This window comes from Oculatella sp. FACHB-28, assembly GCF_014696015.1.
Lineage (GTDB): Bacteria > Cyanobacteriota > Cyanobacteriia > Elainellales > Elainellaceae > JAAUTN01.
On the sequence record NZ_JACJPJ010000080.1, the window covers coordinates 1 to 17,525 of the forward strand.

General features: G+C 47.2%; 14 protein-coding genes and 3 pseudogenes. 7 read left to right on the top strand and 10 right to left on the bottom strand.

Annotation, left to right across the window (positions count from 1 at the left end; translation table 11 throughout):
- Positions 1–856 precede the first annotated feature (856 nt).
- Positions 857–3,943: a restriction endonuclease, SacI family gene (locus H6F88_RS19280; protein ID WP_190644372.1), complete on the top strand. Its 3,087-nt coding sequence runs from the start codon at positions 857–859 to the stop codon at positions 3,941–3,943.
- A 97-nt stretch (positions 3,944–4,040) separates the two neighbouring features.
- Here the strand turns inward: H6F88_RS19280 and H6F88_RS19285 are convergent, their stop codons facing one another.
- The 5 genes from H6F88_RS19285 to H6F88_RS19305 are packed head-to-tail and all read right to left on the bottom strand — an operon-like array spanning position 4,041 to position 9,573.
- The gene (locus tag H6F88_RS19285; protein WP_190644373.1) at positions 4,041–4,490 is read right to left on the bottom strand and encodes a hypothetical protein; all 450 of its coding nucleotides are present in this window, start codon (positions 4,488–4,490) and stop codon (positions 4,041–4,043) included.
- 35 nt (positions 4,491–4,525) lie between these two features.
- Positions 4,526–5,305 (bottom strand): DUF928 domain-containing protein, encoded by a 780-nt coding sequence (locus H6F88_RS19290; RefSeq protein ID WP_190644374.1) that lies wholly within the window; start codon positions 5,303–5,305, stop codon positions 4,526–4,528.
- Between the two features lie 39 nt (positions 5,306–5,344).
- The gene (locus H6F88_RS19295; RefSeq protein ID WP_190644375.1) at positions 5,345–7,906 is read right to left on the bottom strand and encodes a CHASE2 domain-containing protein; all 2,562 of its coding nucleotides are present in this window, start codon (positions 7,904–7,906) and stop codon (positions 5,345–5,347) included.
- 27 nt (positions 7,907–7,933) lie between these two features.
- Entirely contained in the window at positions 7,934–8,878 is a 945-nt protein-coding gene (locus tag H6F88_RS19300; RefSeq protein WP_190644376.1) for a DUF1822 family protein, read from the bottom strand.
- A 17-nt stretch (positions 8,879–8,895) separates the two neighbouring features.
- On the bottom strand, positions 8,896–9,573 hold the full coding sequence (locus tag H6F88_RS19305; RefSeq protein WP_190644377.1) for a sigma-70 family RNA polymerase sigma factor: 678 nt from the start codon (positions 9,571–9,573) through the stop codon (positions 8,896–8,898).
- A gap of 336 nt (positions 9,574–9,909) precedes the next feature.
- On the opposite strand from H6F88_RS19305, the gene H6F88_RS19310 reads away from it, so the two are divergent.
- From H6F88_RS19310 to H6F88_RS19320, 3 genes are read left to right on the top strand one after another with little or no spacing between them, the layout of a single operon-like run.
- Positions 9,910–11,217: an NB-ARC domain-containing protein gene (locus H6F88_RS19310; protein ID WP_190644378.1), complete on the top strand. Its 1,308-nt coding sequence runs from the start codon at positions 9,910–9,912 to the stop codon at positions 11,215–11,217.
- Positions 11,218–11,236: 19 nt separating this feature from the next.
- Positions 11,237–12,031: a hypothetical protein gene (locus H6F88_RS19315; RefSeq protein WP_190644379.1), complete on the top strand. Its 795-nt coding sequence runs from the start codon at positions 11,237–11,239 to the stop codon at positions 12,029–12,031.
- Entirely contained in the window at positions 12,018–12,200 is a 183-nt protein-coding gene (locus H6F88_RS19320; protein WP_190644385.1) for a hypothetical protein, read from the top strand. The genes H6F88_RS19315 and H6F88_RS19320 overlap by 14 nt, the downstream gene beginning before the upstream one ends.
- A gap of 31 nt (positions 12,201–12,231) precedes the next feature.
- On the opposite strand, the pseudogene H6F88_RS19325 reads toward H6F88_RS19320, so the two are convergent.
- Positions 12,232–12,327: pseudogene (locus H6F88_RS19325) on the bottom strand (IS6 family transposase); the annotation flags it as partial.
- A gap of 261 nt (positions 12,328–12,588) precedes the next feature.
- On the opposite strand from H6F88_RS19325, the gene H6F88_RS19330 reads away from it, so the two are divergent.
- The 3 genes from H6F88_RS19330 (at position 12,589) to H6F88_RS19340 (ending at position 14,746) form a co-directional block, all read left to right on the top strand.
- Positions 12,589–13,041, top strand: a complete 453-nt coding sequence (locus tag H6F88_RS19330) for a cupin domain-containing protein (protein WP_190644380.1) — start codon at positions 12,589–12,591, stop codon at positions 13,039–13,041.
- An 80-nt stretch (positions 13,042–13,121) separates the two neighbouring features.
- Positions 13,122–14,057 (top strand): AraC family transcriptional regulator, encoded by a 936-nt coding sequence (locus H6F88_RS19335; RefSeq protein ID WP_190644381.1) that lies wholly within the window; start codon positions 13,122–13,124, stop codon positions 14,055–14,057.
- A gap of 323 nt (positions 14,058–14,380) precedes the next feature.
- Complete coding sequence (locus H6F88_RS19340) at positions 14,381–14,746, top strand: nuclear transport factor 2 family protein (protein WP_190644382.1); 366 nt, start codon at positions 14,381–14,383, stop codon at positions 14,744–14,746.
- 8 nt (positions 14,747–14,754) lie between these two features.
- Here H6F88_RS19340 and H6F88_RS34555 read toward each other — a convergent pair.
- From H6F88_RS34555 to ggt, 4 genes and pseudogenes are all read right to left on the bottom strand, one after another.
- Positions 14,755–14,859, bottom strand: a pseudogene (locus H6F88_RS34555) (IS6 family transposase); the annotation flags it as partial.
- Between the two features lie 12 nt (positions 14,860–14,871).
- Positions 14,872–15,093 (bottom strand): annotated as a pseudogene (locus H6F88_RS19350) (SDR family NAD(P)-dependent oxidoreductase); the annotation flags it as partial.
- Positions 15,094–15,253: 160 nt separating this feature from the next.
- Positions 15,254–15,430 carry a hypothetical protein gene (locus H6F88_RS19355; RefSeq protein ID WP_190644383.1) on the bottom strand — a complete coding sequence of 59 codons (177 nt, stop codon included), beginning with the start codon at positions 15,428–15,430 and terminating at the stop codon, positions 15,254–15,256.
- 98 nt (positions 15,431–15,528) lie between these two features.
- Complete coding sequence (gene ggt / locus H6F88_RS19360) at positions 15,529–17,313, bottom strand: gamma-glutamyltransferase (protein WP_190644384.1); 1,785 nt, start codon at positions 17,311–17,313, stop codon at positions 15,529–15,531.
- Positions 17,314–17,525: the final 212 nt, after the last annotated feature.

Here is a 17,525-nt window from a genome sequence, read left to right on the forward strand (position 1 = left end):
GGAATTGATCAGGGGGATAGTGTCTCTCAAGTGAAGTTTATTGAAGCGCTCTTTGGAATTGCTGCTTAAGGGAATGTAAACGATACCGATCGTTTGTTCTTAATAAGTTTTTGCGACACAACCGTCTGCCCACTGGTGCATTGGCTCAACTTGCAACTGATGTTTTCATCTGTTTAAAGTGATCAAAGAGGGGTAAGAAGTAATCAAGCTCTAAAGCTTTTATACGGTGAGTATTACTTATCAAAGCATAGTAAGTGAGTCGTTTCGGTACTGAGGCGAACTTCCCTGAATAACTTCCGACCCTTCGTCCGAAGAAATTCTAAACTACCCGAAGCAAGAGGGAAAGGATTTGCGACACAAACAGTGCAAATCGCTCTGGAAGACGCTCAAGAGTTAGGACATCGAGTTGCTATCCTGCAAGCATCTGCGATGGGGACTGTGTATCAACGAATGGGCTTTCAAGAATGCTTCCCCATCAAAATTTATCCATGGCAACCGCTCTCCACTTCCAACTTCTGAAGTGATTCTTTCTCACAGTGCTGCAACCTCGATTTACAGGAGCATCAATACCTAGCCGTACTGCACAATTTTTTCTGAAACTGCATAATTTTAGCCTTTAAAGCTTGAGAACCTTGTGAGGTATCGCTTACAACCTCGCAAAGCTGACACTGCAAAGGAAAAGGATGAACAACCTAAATCGGTGCGTCCGGGAAAACACAGAAGCAATTCAGGCTGACCCTCTAAGTAAGTCACTAGGAGAAAACGTATGAGCCCTACAGCGACTCAGCAAAAAGAAATTTTGTGGTCGCTCTACTGCTTGACTTACAACAACTTCAACTTAATAAGAAGGTAAACGATGTGCGGCAATTTTGGGTTTTTAGGTAAACGAGTTCTTGAAGACGGACAAGAGCTTCTACCAGCGCGAGTTGTGGAGGCTTTTAATCAGATGGGGCGCGAAACTGAGATTCGAGGCGAACAAGCTGGAGGTGGATTGACTTTAGCACGTGACAAAAATAACCAGATTACGTTTGTTGGTGAAAAAGTCTTGAATCGGAAGCGGAACAATCTCACACAATCTTTAGAAGACGCTTTTGAACTTGTCAGGCACGAAGCTACTTCTAAAGGCACAAAGCCGCTAGAGTCAGTCGTAATAGGAGTATGGCATTATCGCTACGGAACCAGCAGCCCTCCTGCCATTCTTGAGACTCACTGGCATGAATGGATGCCAGCTAGAAACGCGATCGTTTGGCAGATTAAAGACGGCGAATGGATTCGCAGTATAAAAAATGTCAATCACCGCATTACTCATAACGGAGATCTTGATACTTTTCAAATCTTTGGCAAACAAATTGACAACGCAAACCTAGGTTTGTGGCTCGAAAGAGTGTTACACACCCCTAATTTTACGACTGGAGATTCCCCTAAAATATCTGGGCTGATGGATTTGTTAATCACTCAGGGGATGTGGGATGCTTCATTGAAACTGGCTTACCAACTTGAGGTTGCTGGATCGATTGAGGCAGCTTTTGGTGGGCGAAAACCTGCTAAACATGCGCCCAACACTGCTCCTTCCCAACAAGAACTAAGTCGCTGGGCTGAGATTTATGAGGAGATCTGGCAAAAACACAATGATGCGGAGATTCTGTTCCATAAAGAATATTTGAGTCATCTTGAGGCTCAGCTTTTAAAGGCTAGCAAAGATATCTTACCCAGCCAGCGTTCCAAGGAGGAGCAGACTGCTTTTGTAAGAGCGGCAATTGATGCGTTTCTACACAATGATCTGTACCGGGCGACGCGGATATTTATGTCACGGGCTGAAGGCAGCTTCGGTCTGGTTACAGTCTCGACTCTTAGTGAGGAGAGCTTAGTGCTGAGTTCTCAAGGACAGCCGATGACGATCGGGTTCAATTTGCCGGAAGCTTACATGGTTTATGCTTCAGAACCTGCTGCTGTGAATTCGGTGTTGGTGGGAATGCCAAACTCCTACCGTTTAGATTTAGATCAAGAAGCTGGAGAAGTAGCCTTAGTGGGCACAAACAGCGTCACGGTCTATTCGATGGCAGAGGGTCGCGAATTGCTCGAGTCAGAGCTAGAAAAGCGATCGATGCCGATGCAGAACAATCCATATATTCAGCTTCCTAAAGTTGAAACTCAAGATCCGGTTGCAAGCGACATTCAAGAAATTCCGCAGGTGCTTAAAGCGATCGAGGCAACCTGGCTCAATCCGAGATCTTGTAACTCTCAAAGTGCAGAGCACTTGTTAAGTCTCCTTATTGAAAAAGTTAAGCGCTTTGATGAAAAGCGAGAAAAAATGCTCAGAACAGGACTAGCAAACGAACTGGAGCAATCACAAATTGTTGATTTCTTGATTACTGGCATCGAGAATAGCTTGTGGGTCGGCGAAAGATTTGCTCAGGACTTAAAAACACTCTTTCCTCACTTGAATATCAAGACGCTGTCTGCAAATCGGGTATTAAGACAACTACAGTACGACCTTCAAAGTCTCAACTTGAGTAAAGACTCGATCGTGCTGATGATCAGTCAGTCTGGTCAAACCTTTCCAACCCTGCACGCGACTCATGCCCTTGATAATCTCTACCGAGCAGGAGCCATTAGCGGGCTATTTATTTTAACAGGTGAGCTAAACAGCCGGATGGGATTCGCGATCGCTCAATCTTACGTTAAAGGGGCTGCTTTTAGCCGCAGAATTTTTACCAATGGCAGTGGGCAAAGAACGGCTGAGCCTGCTACCTTGACTGCCGCCGCCGCTCATCAAACGCTCACAGAGCTTTTGCTTTATCTTGCTCACAGAGTCAGACAAGTGTTTCCCGACTCAAGCCCCTTAGGGATGACACTTACAGAAGAAAGCTTAGCAATCCTTGAGACCATCAAGGCAGATTTCCTCGATCGCAGTGTTGCTTTGATCACTGGAACTACTGCTAGGGGAATGAGGCTCAAGTCTCCAGAAAATCGAAAGCTGATTCGTACTGGTCGCAAGTGGGCACTTCATGTCACTGAAGTTCCGCTTGCTTGGGCAATTCATGCTGTGTATGTACTGGTCGTGCTTGGATGGACAATTCCATTCGGATACATCATTCCAATCACTCAAATGATCTTGCTCTTGATTTTGCTGGGACTTTTCTTCCCTCACGATCTGATTTCACGAATACTAACACTGCTTCATCCGGTTCTCACCCTAGCCGACATTGGAATTGCTATTTTTGGTCCTTGGCTGTGGACGCTGGGACTTCGTTATCTTCAGCGCAGACAACTTTTAGCCCGCACAGGCAAGAGAGTTTTGGTGATCGGAGATGTGCCTTGGGTGCATCAACTCCTAGAATCCTACGTCAGCAAACTTTTTTCTCTCAGCTACGGAGTTGCCTCTTTGGATATCCATGGCGCTAATCCGCAGGATCACATGCTGCACCAATTTGGGCATCGAGTGACCAGAGGTACTTTGGTACTTCTGGGCGTACCTGACGGACGTCGCAGTCAGATACAACGATGTGATGAAGATGCTGCGATCATGACAGGTAAACAATCCGATGGAGTCAGAAACACTGGCACAGGCCCAGAGGTGGTCGCGCTTGGGCATAATCCGGCGATCGCTCGTAAAGGCTTTAGTGACGCGATTATCTTAAGAAGTAGAACAAACGCTCTGCTCAAAGAAACAGTTCCACTGGAGCAACAAGCTGTGATCGAGGCATTAACCGAAGCGCGCTTCAGCTCATTTGAACGCTTGTTAGCAAGCTACGTGCTTTTTTGGGCGCTTGCCAAACAGGTTGCTTCATTTCCCTTACTCAAGTATCAGCATTGGAAGTCACAGAGCAGAACCAGAGTCGCAACCACTGCTGCACCGGTGTCAGGAATGAACTTAGGGGCCTGCTTGTCCAACCAAGCTACGAAACAGGGTTCTGTTACAAAAACTATCGGGAATGAGTAACTCATTCTGGACTCAATTAAGCAACAAGTCCAAAAATTCGAGACATGAATTCCAGTAGAAATTATCTGTCTGTCTCCGTGGCTTCATTAACAACACTTTAATAATTTGCATCCGTCCACTGCCAGGATGTCAAACTAAACTGTATGAGAACTCCTTGAGGAATGCCGTTGCGCTTGAGCAATTCCTCAAGTTGAATGATTTCGCCGTTGGGCAGTATAGCAAGATTTTCGGCTTGAATTATGAGGGACCCGTTATCGGTAAAGAAACAAGAAAAAGGAGCAATTCTAGTGTTATTAAGATCCGTAAAAGGACGACGAATCAGGGGCGCTACACATCCTACATCGTCTTGTCCAACCTCTTCCAACGCTTGCTCCACTTCTTGCCTCAACTCTACGGATTGACTTAGCAAATTCTCATCCAAATCCGACAGGGTAAGGGAACCAACAGGTCGTTCTGCGATTCCTTCGGAGTTGCGCTCCGCGCTAATCGCATTTGACGAAAAATAGCTTGCGATCGCCCTTGACGAGAAATAGCTAAAGGTAGCCATTCCAGCTAGAAAAATGAGGATTAGCTTCTCTCTTTTCATCTTTCTTCTAAATCTGTTGGAATGTTTTCTAATTCGAGTGACTGCAACAAATTTATCCAAGCGGATTCGATTGTTGTATTGTTTAGATTGTTGCGATGAAGCTGAGCCAACATAGTGATTGCGTCATACCAAATGTCATTCGTTAAATAGAGATTTACTCGCTCCTGAGGAGACGCATGAGCAAGTTGATATGCCAGATCTGGCTCAAGGGGAATTCGCTCGATGCCGCCTTGCACATACATTGGTGCCTCTGTTCCACAGTTCAACTTGAAGTACCATTGATAAACCCTACCGATTTCCAAAGGGGCGATCGTAGAGGGAAGAGAAATGCTGATAATGCCTGGGAGCTGTTCAAATGCAGGCAAGTCGGCTGATGTGATTCGGTAAACATCTTGACCTGTATCATCCTGCAAAATGAATTCTGCGGATAGGTTGGCAGTCTGCGAGTAGGGAACATAAAACCAGAACGTTGGATATTCAACCGTTGTACTGCCTCCGACATAGGTTTCAGGCAGAGTTTCTGTTGGAACTTCAGTCATAGGAACCAGTGCCGTTAATTCGGTTGAGGGGGCCGGGCAATCTCCGCGTCGTGCACCGCCGCTTCTTCGTCCTGGAACCTGTCCTCTCACTTGTTTGGTTTGAAATGAGTCTAATGCAACCGAGTTAGCTTGAGCATGAGGAAGTACGAAGTCGATCGCCATGCTTCCTATTAGCAAAACACCTGTCCATACTAAGATGTGTTGTGAAGAACTGAATCGAGCCGAAACCTTTGTCATATTGTCTAAAACCACGCTACTTGTGCAAAATCACATCGTTCAAAGTTGCCGTGATGAGGTAGAACCCTTTTTCGATCGATGAATCAAATAAATGATCACAATGCTGTTATATAAAATCAGAGCTAACAGCGACGGAATAAATGGCAGCCATCTGCCCCTCAACAGACCCAAAAAACACAGTCCGTATAGGAAAAATATGGTAACTGTCATGTATAGGGCGGTGTGAATCAGCGATCGCCTCACATTCTTCCACTGCCATTGCCAGGATACTAAAATGCCCCCCACTAGTGCCCATGTCCACACCCAACCCAACGTTTGCCATTGCGACAAAACCTTTAAGATAGGACGCTGATCTAACACTGCACTTAGCAGTTGACTAATCATATGGGCTTGAACAAACACACCCGGTAGTGCAACATTAGAATTTGTTGGAGTAAACCAATAATCTTCTCCTCCTTGTGCTGTAACCCCTACTAAAACAATTTTGTCTTTGATATATTCAGGATTAATTTGGTGATTTAAGAGTTGCTGGAGTGTGACGCGGGCAGCAATTTCCTTCGTAGAACGGTAGTTCAGCAAAATTTCGCTTCCACCTGACTCTGATCGTGGATAATTGCCACGATTTGATCGCAAAACTTTAATCACCTGATCCCCCAACTGTAAATCACCGTTGGCAGTAAATTGAGTGGTTATCTGTTGATGATGCAAATATTGAGCAGCAATTTGAACACTAAAGGCGCGCTCAACATTGCAACGAGAGGCTTGAGTTCGCAATAATGGCAGCATCCCCAGAAGATGACGGCGGAGTATGCCGTCACTATCCTCTCTAAAATCACTAAAACCCACTCGATCTGGCGGCACTTCTGGAGGTGGATTAATACTGGGAATCGTTGGATCATCAAAATCTTCTGCTTTACAGACGGTAATGAGTCCCCGAGTGTGCCCCAAACGAGCCGCTAATTCTGCTTGATTAGGATCTACAGGAAAGTCGCGGTAGATATCTAATCCAATCACACGAGGTTGATGTTGCTCTAGAACACCTAATAGCCGGGTGAGGGATTGATCAGACAGCGATGTCTCAACGGGTTGATTGAATGATTGAGTTGATTGCGATCGCCGCTCTAACAGTTCTCCGTTTTGTTGCTGTGCCTCAATATCGGCATCCGTGACTTCAACAATCAACAGACGCGGATCAGATCCTTCATCCGGTCGCTGTTGTAGCATCTGATCATAAACGCTCAGCTCCCAAACTTGCATCCAGCTTAAGGGACGAATACCTGTAACTCCAACGGTTACAACTAAACTGACCAATACCACAAACCATCTGTTGCGAATTTGGCGAATCAAATGCCATCGATTTTGGGTGGAATTAGAAGTAACTTCATTGCGGCGATCACGAATAGTATCTGTAACTCGTGGAGTACTAGCAAGCGGAATCTGATTAGCACGAATCTCTGTACCGAGATATTCAAGAGTTTGAAGATGTTTATTCGTTACACCGTTGACCAATTCCTGCCAAGTTGGTGGAATTCCCGCTGAGTTCTGACAAATGATCGGAAGCCAAGTTGCACAAGGAAATTGGTCTTCTATGCCTTGCAGCCGCTCTCTTGCTTCTCGCATGGAGAGATAAAGTGACTTACCCCCTGCAAATGCTGACAATAAATGCTTCAAAAACTCCTGAGCAACGCGATCGGGCACGGGTTCTCGCATCACAATCATTTGGGGTAGATGCAAGGGTTCTAATGCTTGAGCCAATCCCAATCCATCACAAGAGTTAAAAATAGCGAGTTGTAAGCCTTTGGCGATCGCCTGCCTCAATCCATACTTCAGTTCCTCCAGATTTAATGTTTCCTGTGGATTGATATAAATTAATCCGCGATCGCCCTCCGTTCTACTGTGTCCAGCAAAAAACAAAATGTCCCATGCTTGATCCCAAAGCTGCTGATTAATCTGCTGTCGTGGCGGCTCTACTAAAAATGTTACCGTCGCATCGGGTAGTGCTTGTAGAAATTGACGATCAGCCTGCACATTGATATTCTGACTGTTTCCTAAAATCGCCAGAATTTTTACCTTTCGATCGACTGCTGTCAGTGGCTCTACCTCAATTCGTTCAGACACGGGTGCACTCAATGCCACTTCGGTTTTTGAATAGCGTTCAATAAAGCTCCACAAATGCCAGGGCAATCGACGTAACTGTGAATCTTGAGTCCGAATCAACACTCGAATCGAATCATTCAAGCTCAAAACTTCCCGCAGCCGTTGATCTAGATAGCGAAATGAACTTGACTCTAGCCAGCGGGTCATCTGGTGCTGTATTTTTGTTGCTGATTGCTGACAGTCCTCCAGGTAATTCATGGAGCCGCCATAGATAATCTCTTGTGGCTGAATGCGGCTATTAATGCTTGAATGTCCAGTACTCAAACTGCGATAGAGCTGTTGCCATTGAAATAGGTGTAGAGCTAATTCTGGATTGGGCGGCAACGTTCCAAGCAGCTCAATTGACGGGCGATCGCGCTCACTGCCAATCTCCAGCATGACTTGAAAGCCCTGCTGAAAATCACCATTAAACTTGAGAACTACTAGCTTTCCATCGGTAGGCACAACACTTGCTCATTCCTTTACATGACATCAGATAACAAACGTTTCCACCACACTAATATCATTCAGTGTGATTTCAATGCTAAACCGTTCACCTGATGCACCCCGAAACTTCAATTGCAGCATATCCGTTTGACGGGATTGTGCCTGCATCACTGCTATTCCCTGCTCATCCAGCACCTTAACTTCCAAATCCTCTGGCAGATAGGGAGCCGCACCCATCGGACAGAGCTTCACCCAAATATCAACTTGACATAAGTGATTTGGCATTAACCCTACCAGCAGAGCCACTTTATGGCTATCTAACTGCGGTGTCAGTTCAAGCAGCTTACCGCGTGTCGTTAAGCCAGCTTGCCCCGAATGACTAGATAATTCCAGACTCCTGAAGCTGAGTATCGGTTGCGGTTCAAATAATTCCTCTATCGCCTGCCAACCGCCTGTAAATACTCCCTGCATCCACTGACCCAAGTTAACCCACTCCTTGATCGGCTCAGGCTGTTTTTGTAGTTTGAAATAGTCCAGCAGTGTGACGATCGCCTGCAACTGACTAAGCGGCAATTCTTCGGTGTCTACACTTGGCACAAAGCCTAGCAAAGTTGCAGTTTGCAGATCTGCATCGAGTCGAACAGCCATATAGCCAATCCGATTAGACCAAACTTCGGGTGGAACACGGCAAACCGTGGCTCCTGGTAACACGGGACGGCATTCTAATTTGCCCTGCCCTGGAATTTCCAAATCGGCAACATCAGCTAGAGCTTGAATAGTTGGGTTCCAGCTATCACTTGCTTGTAGGTTAGTTGCAATGCCCAACCAACCCAAATAGGAGCAAACTGCATCGACCGCCAGGGTATTGAGATAGACCTGTTTCGCCTTTTGAGGGTCAGAATGCTGTTGGTAAAACTGCTGGGCTGTATAGTGCCCCTTGAGCGTGAGTGGAACAGGCAGCGTTAGATCTTGCTCGGTAGAACTGGTCATACTTGGGTCTCTTAAGGCTACGATAAATAAGTCTTTAATTTCGGCGCAAACCGAGTCAGACAACGTTGGTAGAAGCTACTCAGCGTTGGAATTGCAATATTGAGCTCGGCAGACAAATCCTGCCAGGAATATCCTTCTAGCCTCCTCAAAGCAAGATATCGAAAACTGGCGGTTGGATGGTTAGCAACACAGGCTTGTTCAAACAGTCCTTCTGGGTCTTCCTCTAAACACTCCTTTACCTCCTGTGAGAGATGGGGAATCAGCTGAGGATTGAGTTCATATGGGTTACTTTCGTCTAAGCTCTCCAACGTTAGACGCTTAACCGTTCTAGCATCCATGCCCTCATAGACAGTTGGTAAAAATTCACGACTCGCTATGATAAAAAACCGTTGATTTAGCAGAAAATTGACCCATTGCAACACTTCACCCTTTTGAGGGTTGTAGGAATCAATGCGTTCACAGATAAATGAAAACAGATGTTGTAGTGCTTCTACATAAATTTCCTCATATAGCATTTGAAACTGACCTCGCCGGGGACGAGAGAGCTTGCCCGAACGCTGTAACACACCAATTAGCTCGGTTAAAACCCGTTGTCTAGCTGAGCTACCTGGAGAGCGGTGTTGAGCTGCGATCGCAAGCTGTCTCAAGCGATCGTCTAGTTGGGGCTGTTCTAAACGTTCGTCCGGTTGATTCATCGGTTCCTAAACAGAGTTTGTGACGGCAGACCATCTTGAGGCTATCCACCTCTATAAAGTTCTCAAAAATTCAGCGGTATTTATATGCACTCTTCCCTCAAAATTCAATTTCTTTAGAATAAACTTTGTTGGAGATAAGGTTTTTGAGGTTGGAAATTGTTTTGTAGCGCGGCAGAGCATTGCTACAAAACAGTTTCCGATAAAGTCTAATACTGCAAGGTTACTTGGCTTATATCTGCCCTAAATGAACCGAATTTAGTATCTGTGCGTAAAAATAGAGCCAATTTTTTGAGACCTGTATAGAGGTAAACAAATGGTTCTTGCAGGAGTGTTTTAATGATGACCTTTGAGGAAGCATTAGCGATCGTCACGCCAGCCCTATCCCCCCAATCGCTCAGCGAGCTGCAACTTAGTGTTTTTCGAGGAGCCTGGAATAAGGAGTCTTACCAAAAGATTTCGCTGAAATTGAATCACGAGTACAGCTACATTAAGGATGTAGGTGCAGAATTATGGCAACTGCTGTCGCGGAAATTAGGAATTCAAGTAACAAAACTAAATTTGCAAAGTGTTCTGATGCAGTATGCTCAGCAAGGGCAAATGCAGGAGCAATCTGCATCATCGCAGTACAGCTGCGTAGACTGGGGAGAAGCTCCTGATGTTTCCCAGTTTTGTGGACGACGGGCGCAGTTGACTGTGTTGGAGCAGTGGATAGTACAAGACCGTTGCAGATTAGTGGCGATCGCTGGAACAGGTGGCATCGGCAAAACCATGTTAGCGACCCAGCTAACCCAGCAGCTTGTGGATAGCGATCAGTTTGAGGTTGTAGTATGGCGATCGCTACGGCAGGCAACACCTCTGATCGATTTCCTGAGTGAGTTGTTGCAAGCGGTTGCACCTGAACAATCCTATCCACTTCGACTGGATGCAATGATACGTCAGTTGCTAGAACAGTTGCGCCGTCAACGCTGTCTGCTAATTCTAGACAATGTTGAAGCAGTTTTGAGTGGCAGTGAATTGATAGGAACTTACAGACTGGGTTATGAAGACTACGGTTGGTTGTTTCAGCAGTTAGGAGAAGGACGACATCAAAGTAGCATCTTGCTAACGGGTCGTGAAACACCGACGGAGATTGCAATTCAAGAAAGTCCAACAGCAGCCGTTCGGTTACTGCAACTAGAGCCACTATCGATTGAGGAAGGAAGAGCAATATTAGCGGCGAAGGGGTTATCTGTACAAACGGAACAGGTGCAGAAATTGGTTGAGCGCTACCAGGGCAACCCATTAGCGCTAAAGCTGGCAGCAACAGTAATTCAGAGTTTTTATGATGACAATGTTGCAGCCTTTTTAGTTGAGGAGAGTCAGTTGTTTAAAGATATGCATGATTTGTTGTTTCACCAGTTTGACCACCTGAGTTTGTTGGAACAACAGTTAATGCACTGGTTGGCAATTCATCGGGAAGCGGCGATCGCAGAACAGCGACAGTCCAATTTACTATCCTCCGTTCCTCAAACGCACTTGCAGCATACACTAATAGAATCTCCAGTGTTAAGCAGTTGGGATAATGTTAACAACACTCAGCAGTTTGCAGTGATGAAATATATCAACAAACAGTTGAATGAACAGGTTTGCCAGAAGGTAAATTAGTTGTGGCTTAGCTTAGTAAATGGCTCGCCTAGAAACCGTGTCAGAACCCCATCACCGCCGAAAGGAAGAAACGCACTTAGAAGCCTGTTTGAACTTGAGCTTAAATGCATTGCGAGATGATGACACAGAAGTATGGCAGAACTTTGTTTGGCTGGGGGTCTTGCCAGATGATACGATCGTAGCCGCGCCAATGGTTGCCACTCTCTGGGGCATAGAGGAAGCAAAAGCTGCTGACCGGCTAGCACTCCTCTGCAATAATGTGCTGATGATGGCTATTATTCATGCTCATCTCGCTTGCCATCTAGGACAAACCGCCATTTTTGCTGCCGATGTGGCACTCACTTGGCGGTTAGCGGAAGATCTCTTTGAAGATCATCCATCGCAAGCGATCGCTTTGCAATGCCGCTATGCCCTGATTGTGTCCACCTTAAACAGCCTAAGTACTGATTTACCGCCCCCTTCACCAGGTGCACTGCTCCAAAAATATGTACGGGTTCCTAAACAAGGACTAGCTTATGCTTTGCAAAGCTCGAACCCAGAAACTAAAGCAATTTTACTTACGGAGATCAGCGATTATCTACCACAAAATCTAAAAGAAGAAGCACTGCAAGAAGCTCTCGCAGCCACCAAGGCTATTCAGTATGAGAACGATCGTCTCAAGGCTCTAAAGATCTTAGCGCCTAAGCTGCCACCTGATTTGTTACAAGAAGCGCTCGCCATTGCTAAGGATATTCGGTTTGAGCGCGATCGCGGCGAGCGTAGCTTCAGCTTTGATTGCCCTAGCGTCCGAGATGTCAAAGATGCAAACGGGTAAACTTTTTCCCCTTTGGCAAAATATACTCCACTCGTTATCTTTCCAATCTCGTCGGGACTTTCTGCCTGATATATTGGCGCTAAATTCGGTTATCTATGCTCTGGGAGATCGGGCAGCAGTGGCGGAAGTTTTGATTGCGATCCAGGATGTAGGACGGTGGTGTCCGTGATACCGATAAGTTTCACCCATGCGAACCTCTTCATCGCTTCAATGCCGCTCAATGTTCTTCTGGCACTATTAAACGACTTAAATCCCATCATCGGTTTTACGGTTCGTTTAATATGACGGTAATCCTGTGAACAGGATGATTTGGGGTAAGAAATGCCGCCACTTAAACCAAGGGGAAGGAGACATGGAAAGAGGAGAAGGCAAAGTTTAGGGCTGTGTATGCCGGATTTCCAGCCGCTCTCAATGCGTTGGTGGTGGCAAAAGAGGTCTTTGCAGAGCTGGAGCGAACAGACTAAACTGAATGAACACATCTACTCTTTGCAGGAGTTGCGATTGAGCAAAAACAACGCGCCCAGGCTTTAAGTTTTGACTCCTAGAAGAGGTAGTTTATGACAGTACAACATTCATTTTCTGAGCATTCTGACATCTCTAAATCACCTGATCAGACACTAAGTGCGATCGTTACCGTGCGCCCTGACGTTGAAACGCTAACTCGTCAGCGCCTGCCCTATTTTGTAGGAATCTCTAAAAGCACGGCTGGCGCAAAGGGAGTTTCAATGAACCTCGTGATCATTCCTGCGGGTGGAACTGCTGAGCCACACTTTCACCGCGACTATGAAACCGCAATCTATCTCATCAAAGGGCGTGTAGAGACTCGTTACGGTGAAGGACTCAAACAATCAGTGATTAACGAAGCGGGAGATTTTATCTTTATTCCTCCAGGTGTTCCACATCAGCCTTACAACTTGAGTGACACCGAACCCGCTCACGCGCTTGTTGCTCGAAATGACCCAAACGAGCAAGAGAACGTTGTTCTCTACGATCCAACTTCCAAAGGATAAAGGCAAACCATACTGCATTTTTTTGCGATCGCTCTAGTGCCAACAGGTTTGGGCTGTCGATCGAACTGAGTAAGATGACAATGAGAGACAGCACACAATTTTATGATCAGGATTGGGGAACAAGACATCCACTGACAGGAAATCTTCCTCAATTGGGTGAACTCAGGCAACGGTTTGATCATACAACTCCGGTATTATCCAGTCGGCAAATGGGCTGGAACGGGATTTCAGTTGAGCAGTATCACCATCTTTCAAGTTCATTTGAAGTTGAATTTCCTGCCCCATCAGATCATTGGCTCGTCTTACCCTTAGGGCAACCTGTCTCTGTAACTCAAAAATCTGACGATCGCTTGCATGAATCCGTCATTCAGAAGGGCGACAGCATCCTTGTTCCTGCTGGACAACCGAAGTACTGGTGTCGGCGCGAAGGCATCTGCTATGCGATGCACATTCACTTGAAACCAGAGATGATTAGGCAAACCGCTGAAGCATCTGAAATGGATACAAGGCGAATCGATCTCATGGAGTGTTTCGGTAGGCAAGATTTACAGCTTCATCAGATCGCCATGCTGCTTTTAGCGGAGTTGAAATCAGGCGGCATGATGGGTCAATTGTATGTCGAATCATTATCTCAGGTGTTAGCAATTCATCTGCTACGACACTATTCTCAGTCTGCACTAATCATCAAGTCTGAGAATAGAAGTTTAACTCACTCTCAATTGCAGCAAGCGATCGACTATATTCACACCCACCTCAATCAAGATTTATCACTGGCTGAGCTGGCAGGTGTGATCAATATTAGTCCTACTTACTTTGCGAGTTTGTTCAAACAAGCTATGGGAATATCGCCGCACCAGTACGTGATCCAACAGCGAGTGGAACGGGCAAAGGTGATGTTGAAGAGAACAGATTTGGCGATCGCAGACATTGCCTTACGAGTGGGCTTTTCTAACCAAAGCCACTTAACACGACACTTTAAACGCCTAACTGGAATAACACCCAAGCAGGGGCGCTAAAACCATAAGAATGTGACAAAACATTGTAAGAATCTGCAAGAAACCGAGTATTAGAACTGGCTACACTCTAGACCAGTAGGAAAAGAACTTAGACACAATGAGAAAGCAACTGATTAATCCACCACAACTTTATGATGGGAGACTACACGGAATGTCCATCACCTAGAAGATAGCAAGATTGTTGATCGTAGGAGTCTGGGTGATTTGTCTCTGCATTGCAGCAGCTACGCAACGAAGATGTTGCATCACTAACAAATGAAAACACTACTCCTTCCAAGCGATCTACGATCGTTAGACACTATTTCTCGTCCTCAATCATCTATATGTCAAATCAACCTGCACCAGAAATTGAGCTGCTGCACGCAGCTTACGCCGCCTTCAATGCGCGAGACATCGATGCCGCCCTTGCCCTCATGAGTGCCGACGTGGTTTGGCCGCGTGCCTTTAAAGGCGGTTTTGTTCGTGGACCAGAGGAAATCCGTGCCTACTGGACGGAGCAATGGAGCGAGATCGATGGGCATGTGGAGCCAGTGGCTTTTCACCCAGAGGATGGCGGGCGCATCTTGGTCGAGGTGCATCAGGTTGTGCGCGACCTGGCTGGAATGATCCTTGCCGATGAGCGTGTGGGACATTGTTTCACTTTTGAGCATAGGCTGATTCAAAGCATGGAGATTTGTTCGCTTCCATAGTTCACTCCGTCCAAGTTTCGGTAGCTCAAGGAATATCGACAGTACCACCAGACATTGAGCAAGATAATTTCGGGCAGATAATGTCACCCCTTAAAGGCAGTAGGAATAGACATTATCCCAAAGTAGACTCCATCCTGATTAACCGATAGGACTCGTCGCCAGTTCTCAATACTGCTATCAGCGATGAGAGCTTGCTCACCATCAATCCCAGCGTTATTTACCAGAATATCCAGGCAACCATAGTCCTGCATGGTTTTAGCAATCAGATCAGGTTGACTACCGTACAGCAGAAACAATAACTGGCAACAGCCCTTTACATTCGGATGCTGCAGCAGATTCCTTGGCAAAAACAGAAACGGATTTAGTGTAAGAACTGTTTAAATCTCACATCGTTTTGTACGATGCCGATCAAATACATTCTTATTAAACAGCAGTGGGTAGTTAGTTTCAGTACTGGGGTGAGCTTTTACGAACAACTTCAGACCCTTCGCCCCAAGAAGTTACAAATTACTCTAACCCTTTCAATGTTGAATCAACAGCCGACACCGTTCGAGTGGGGGGCAAGCAGGACACAAGACAATAACGGGCAAGAGTGCGACGAGCGCAGCACCGAGTTAGCGGTTCAGGTGCCTGTACTGCGTCTTTGTTGGTCTCACCCTCGCGCTCGATGAAGGCAATGCTCATGCCAAGCGACCTACTAGTGTTGTAGGATTGCGCCACTCATGGGTAAATTTGCCAAATCTTTTGCTCATTCACACTTTGAGTATGACAAGCTGGGGGACTCACGATCGCACCGTCATTGCTGCACCGCCGCCGCGCCGAGTCGGTTCTGCCGCTGCCGTCATGGTGCGATCGGGTCGAATCACAATTCCTGTTGCTGCACCGATTTCCGGTACAGGTTCGAGGACGTGACCCAAGGCAGAAAGCGCCTGACCCAATTCAGTTGCTTCAAACCCGCTATCAACTTGCGTCACGCCGCCATTGCGCTGGGAAATGCGTGGAGCGGCGATCGCCTGATCGATCGGCAGTTTGAACTCGATTAGATGCGTGGCAATCCCCAAAACGGTCGTGATGATCGTGGAGCCGCCTGGAGAGCCAAAGGCGATGACAGTACCATCCGGGGCAAAAGCGATCGTCGGTGCCATACTGCTGCGTGGGCGCTTTTGGGGTTCGGGCGCATTGGGATGGGGGCGCGTCGGGTCGAAGTCGGTGAGCTCATTGTTGAGGATGAAGCCGTAGCCCGGAACGACGATGCCGCTGCCACCTGTCGCCTCGATCGTCAGCGTGTAAGAAACCACATTGCCGAGTTGATCGGCAACAGTCAAATGGGTAGTCGATAAGCCTTCATGGTCACTAATCTGGGCAGCGGGGATCGCGCTCAAGCTAGGACTGGGATCGGATTGGAACGGCAGCGGATTCCCGGCGGTCGCTTTGGCATCACGACCTCCTGTCATCGCTCGATCGCCCACTTCTGTCCGTCGCAGGTCGGCATATTCGCGGCTGAGCAATCCAGCAATCGGAGCATCTACAAACTCCGGATCGCCCAAGAAAGCAGCGCGATCGGCAAAAGCAATCCGTTCTGCTTCGATCAGCTTATTGAGCGCTTGCGGACGATCGAGGCTGGCGAGGTCAAAGCCTTCCAGGAGCTTTAAGGCTTGTCCACCCGTGATGCTGCCGCTGCTCGGTAAACCCATGCCGTAAAGCTGATAGCCGCGATAGTCAATCGCAACTGGGGTTCGCACGTGCAAATCGTAATCGTCCAAATCAGCCATCGTCATGTTTCCCGGCAAAACCGCAAACGGCGGATTTTCGACGGTTGGTGGATGCTGCACGGTTTGAACGATCGCCTCGCCAATTTCACCGCGATAAAATACGTTCGGATTCTGGGCAACAAGCCGATAGGTTTTAGCCAGGTCGGGATTTTTAGAAATCGAGCCAACAGCGGGCGGCGCACCAGCAGGCAAATACAGATCGCGAGTCGAGCTGAAGGTTGCAAATCGAGCTTGATTCTCTTGAATCTGGCTGGCAAACGTGGCGTCCACGGAAAAGCCTTCTTCTGCCAGGGCGATCGCTGGGGCGAGTGCCTGCGCGAGTGAAACGGTGCCGTAGCGGTTCAGCGCTTCTGTCCAGGTCAGCAGCGTTCCCGGTACGCCAACCGCCAGTCCGCTGCTAATACGATTGGGCGAAAACGGCAGCAGCTCTCCAGTGGCGGGATCGTTGAACATCTCGACACTGGTGGAAGCTGGAGCCTGTTCACGTCCATCGATCGTAATTACCTGATCGTCGGTTTTGCGGTAAATCACCATGAACCCACCGCCGCCAATTCCGGCTGAGAACGGCTCCACAACGCCCAAAGTAGCAGCGGCAGCAACCGCCGCATCGATCGCATTGCCGCCTGCCTTTAACACATCAATCCCAATCTGCGTGGCGCGAGCATCAACCGTGGCAACAGCACCTCCTGACCCGATCGCAACGCTAGCAGGTTGTGCAAGCACGAGCGGGTGGTTGATCAATACCAGCAAGGCAGCACACAGCCCGATCGCTGCTAGAACTAGTCGATTTCGCATTACTTACTACATCCTCAAAACGGTGACATCGATCGCATGAGAAACACGATTTTGTATCTCTACGCTCAATCAGTAATGAAACGATGAGATGACTATCTCGACTGTTCTGCGCGCTAAGAAGATAAGAACGCTTGGATTTCGGGCGATCGCAACAAAACCCAGCTTGCAATCAGTTGGATTACAAACGGAATCAATATCCAAACAGGACGAAG

Excerpts from the sequence above, each read along its gene's own strand:
- H6F88_RS19280 (WP_190644372.1), top strand. The coding sequence starts at position 857 with ATGTGCGGCAATTTTGGGTTTTTAGGTAAACGAGTTCTTGAAGACGGA.
- H6F88_RS19285 (WP_190644373.1), bottom strand. The coding sequence starts at position 4,490 with ATGGCTACCTTTAGCTATTTCTCGTCAAGGGCGATCGCAAGCTATTTT.
- H6F88_RS19290 (WP_190644374.1), bottom strand. The coding sequence starts at position 5,305 with ATGACAAAGGTTTCGGCTCGATTCAGTTCTTCACAACACATCTTAGTA.
- H6F88_RS19300 (WP_190644376.1), bottom strand. The coding sequence starts at position 8,878 with ATGACCAGTTCTACCGAGCAAGATCTAACGCTGCCTGTTCCACTCACG.
- H6F88_RS19305 (WP_190644377.1), bottom strand. The coding sequence starts at position 9,573 with ATGAATCAACCGGACGAACGTTTAGAACAGCCCCAACTAGACGATCGC.
- H6F88_RS19310 (WP_190644378.1), top strand. The coding sequence starts at position 9,910 with ATGATGACCTTTGAGGAAGCATTAGCGATCGTCACGCCAGCCCTATCC.
- H6F88_RS19315 (WP_190644379.1), top strand. The coding sequence starts at position 11,237 with ATGGCTCGCCTAGAAACCGTGTCAGAACCCCATCACCGCCGAAAGGAA.
- H6F88_RS19320 (WP_190644385.1), top strand. The coding sequence starts at position 12,018 with ATGCAAACGGGTAAACTTTTTCCCCTTTGGCAAAATATACTCCACTCG.
- H6F88_RS19330 (WP_190644380.1), top strand. The coding sequence starts at position 12,589 with ATGACAGTACAACATTCATTTTCTGAGCATTCTGACATCTCTAAATCA.
- H6F88_RS19335 (WP_190644381.1), top strand. The coding sequence starts at position 13,122 with ATGAGAGACAGCACACAATTTTATGATCAGGATTGGGGAACAAGACAT.
- H6F88_RS19340 (WP_190644382.1), top strand. The coding sequence starts at position 14,381 with ATGTCAAATCAACCTGCACCAGAAATTGAGCTGCTGCACGCAGCTTAC.
- H6F88_RS19355 (WP_190644383.1), bottom strand. The coding sequence starts at position 15,430 with ATGAGCATTGCCTTCATCGAGCGCGAGGGTGAGACCAACAAAGACGCA.
- ggt (WP_190644384.1), bottom strand. The coding sequence starts at position 17,313 with ATGCGAAATCGACTAGTTCTAGCAGCGATCGGGCTGTGTGCTGCCTTG.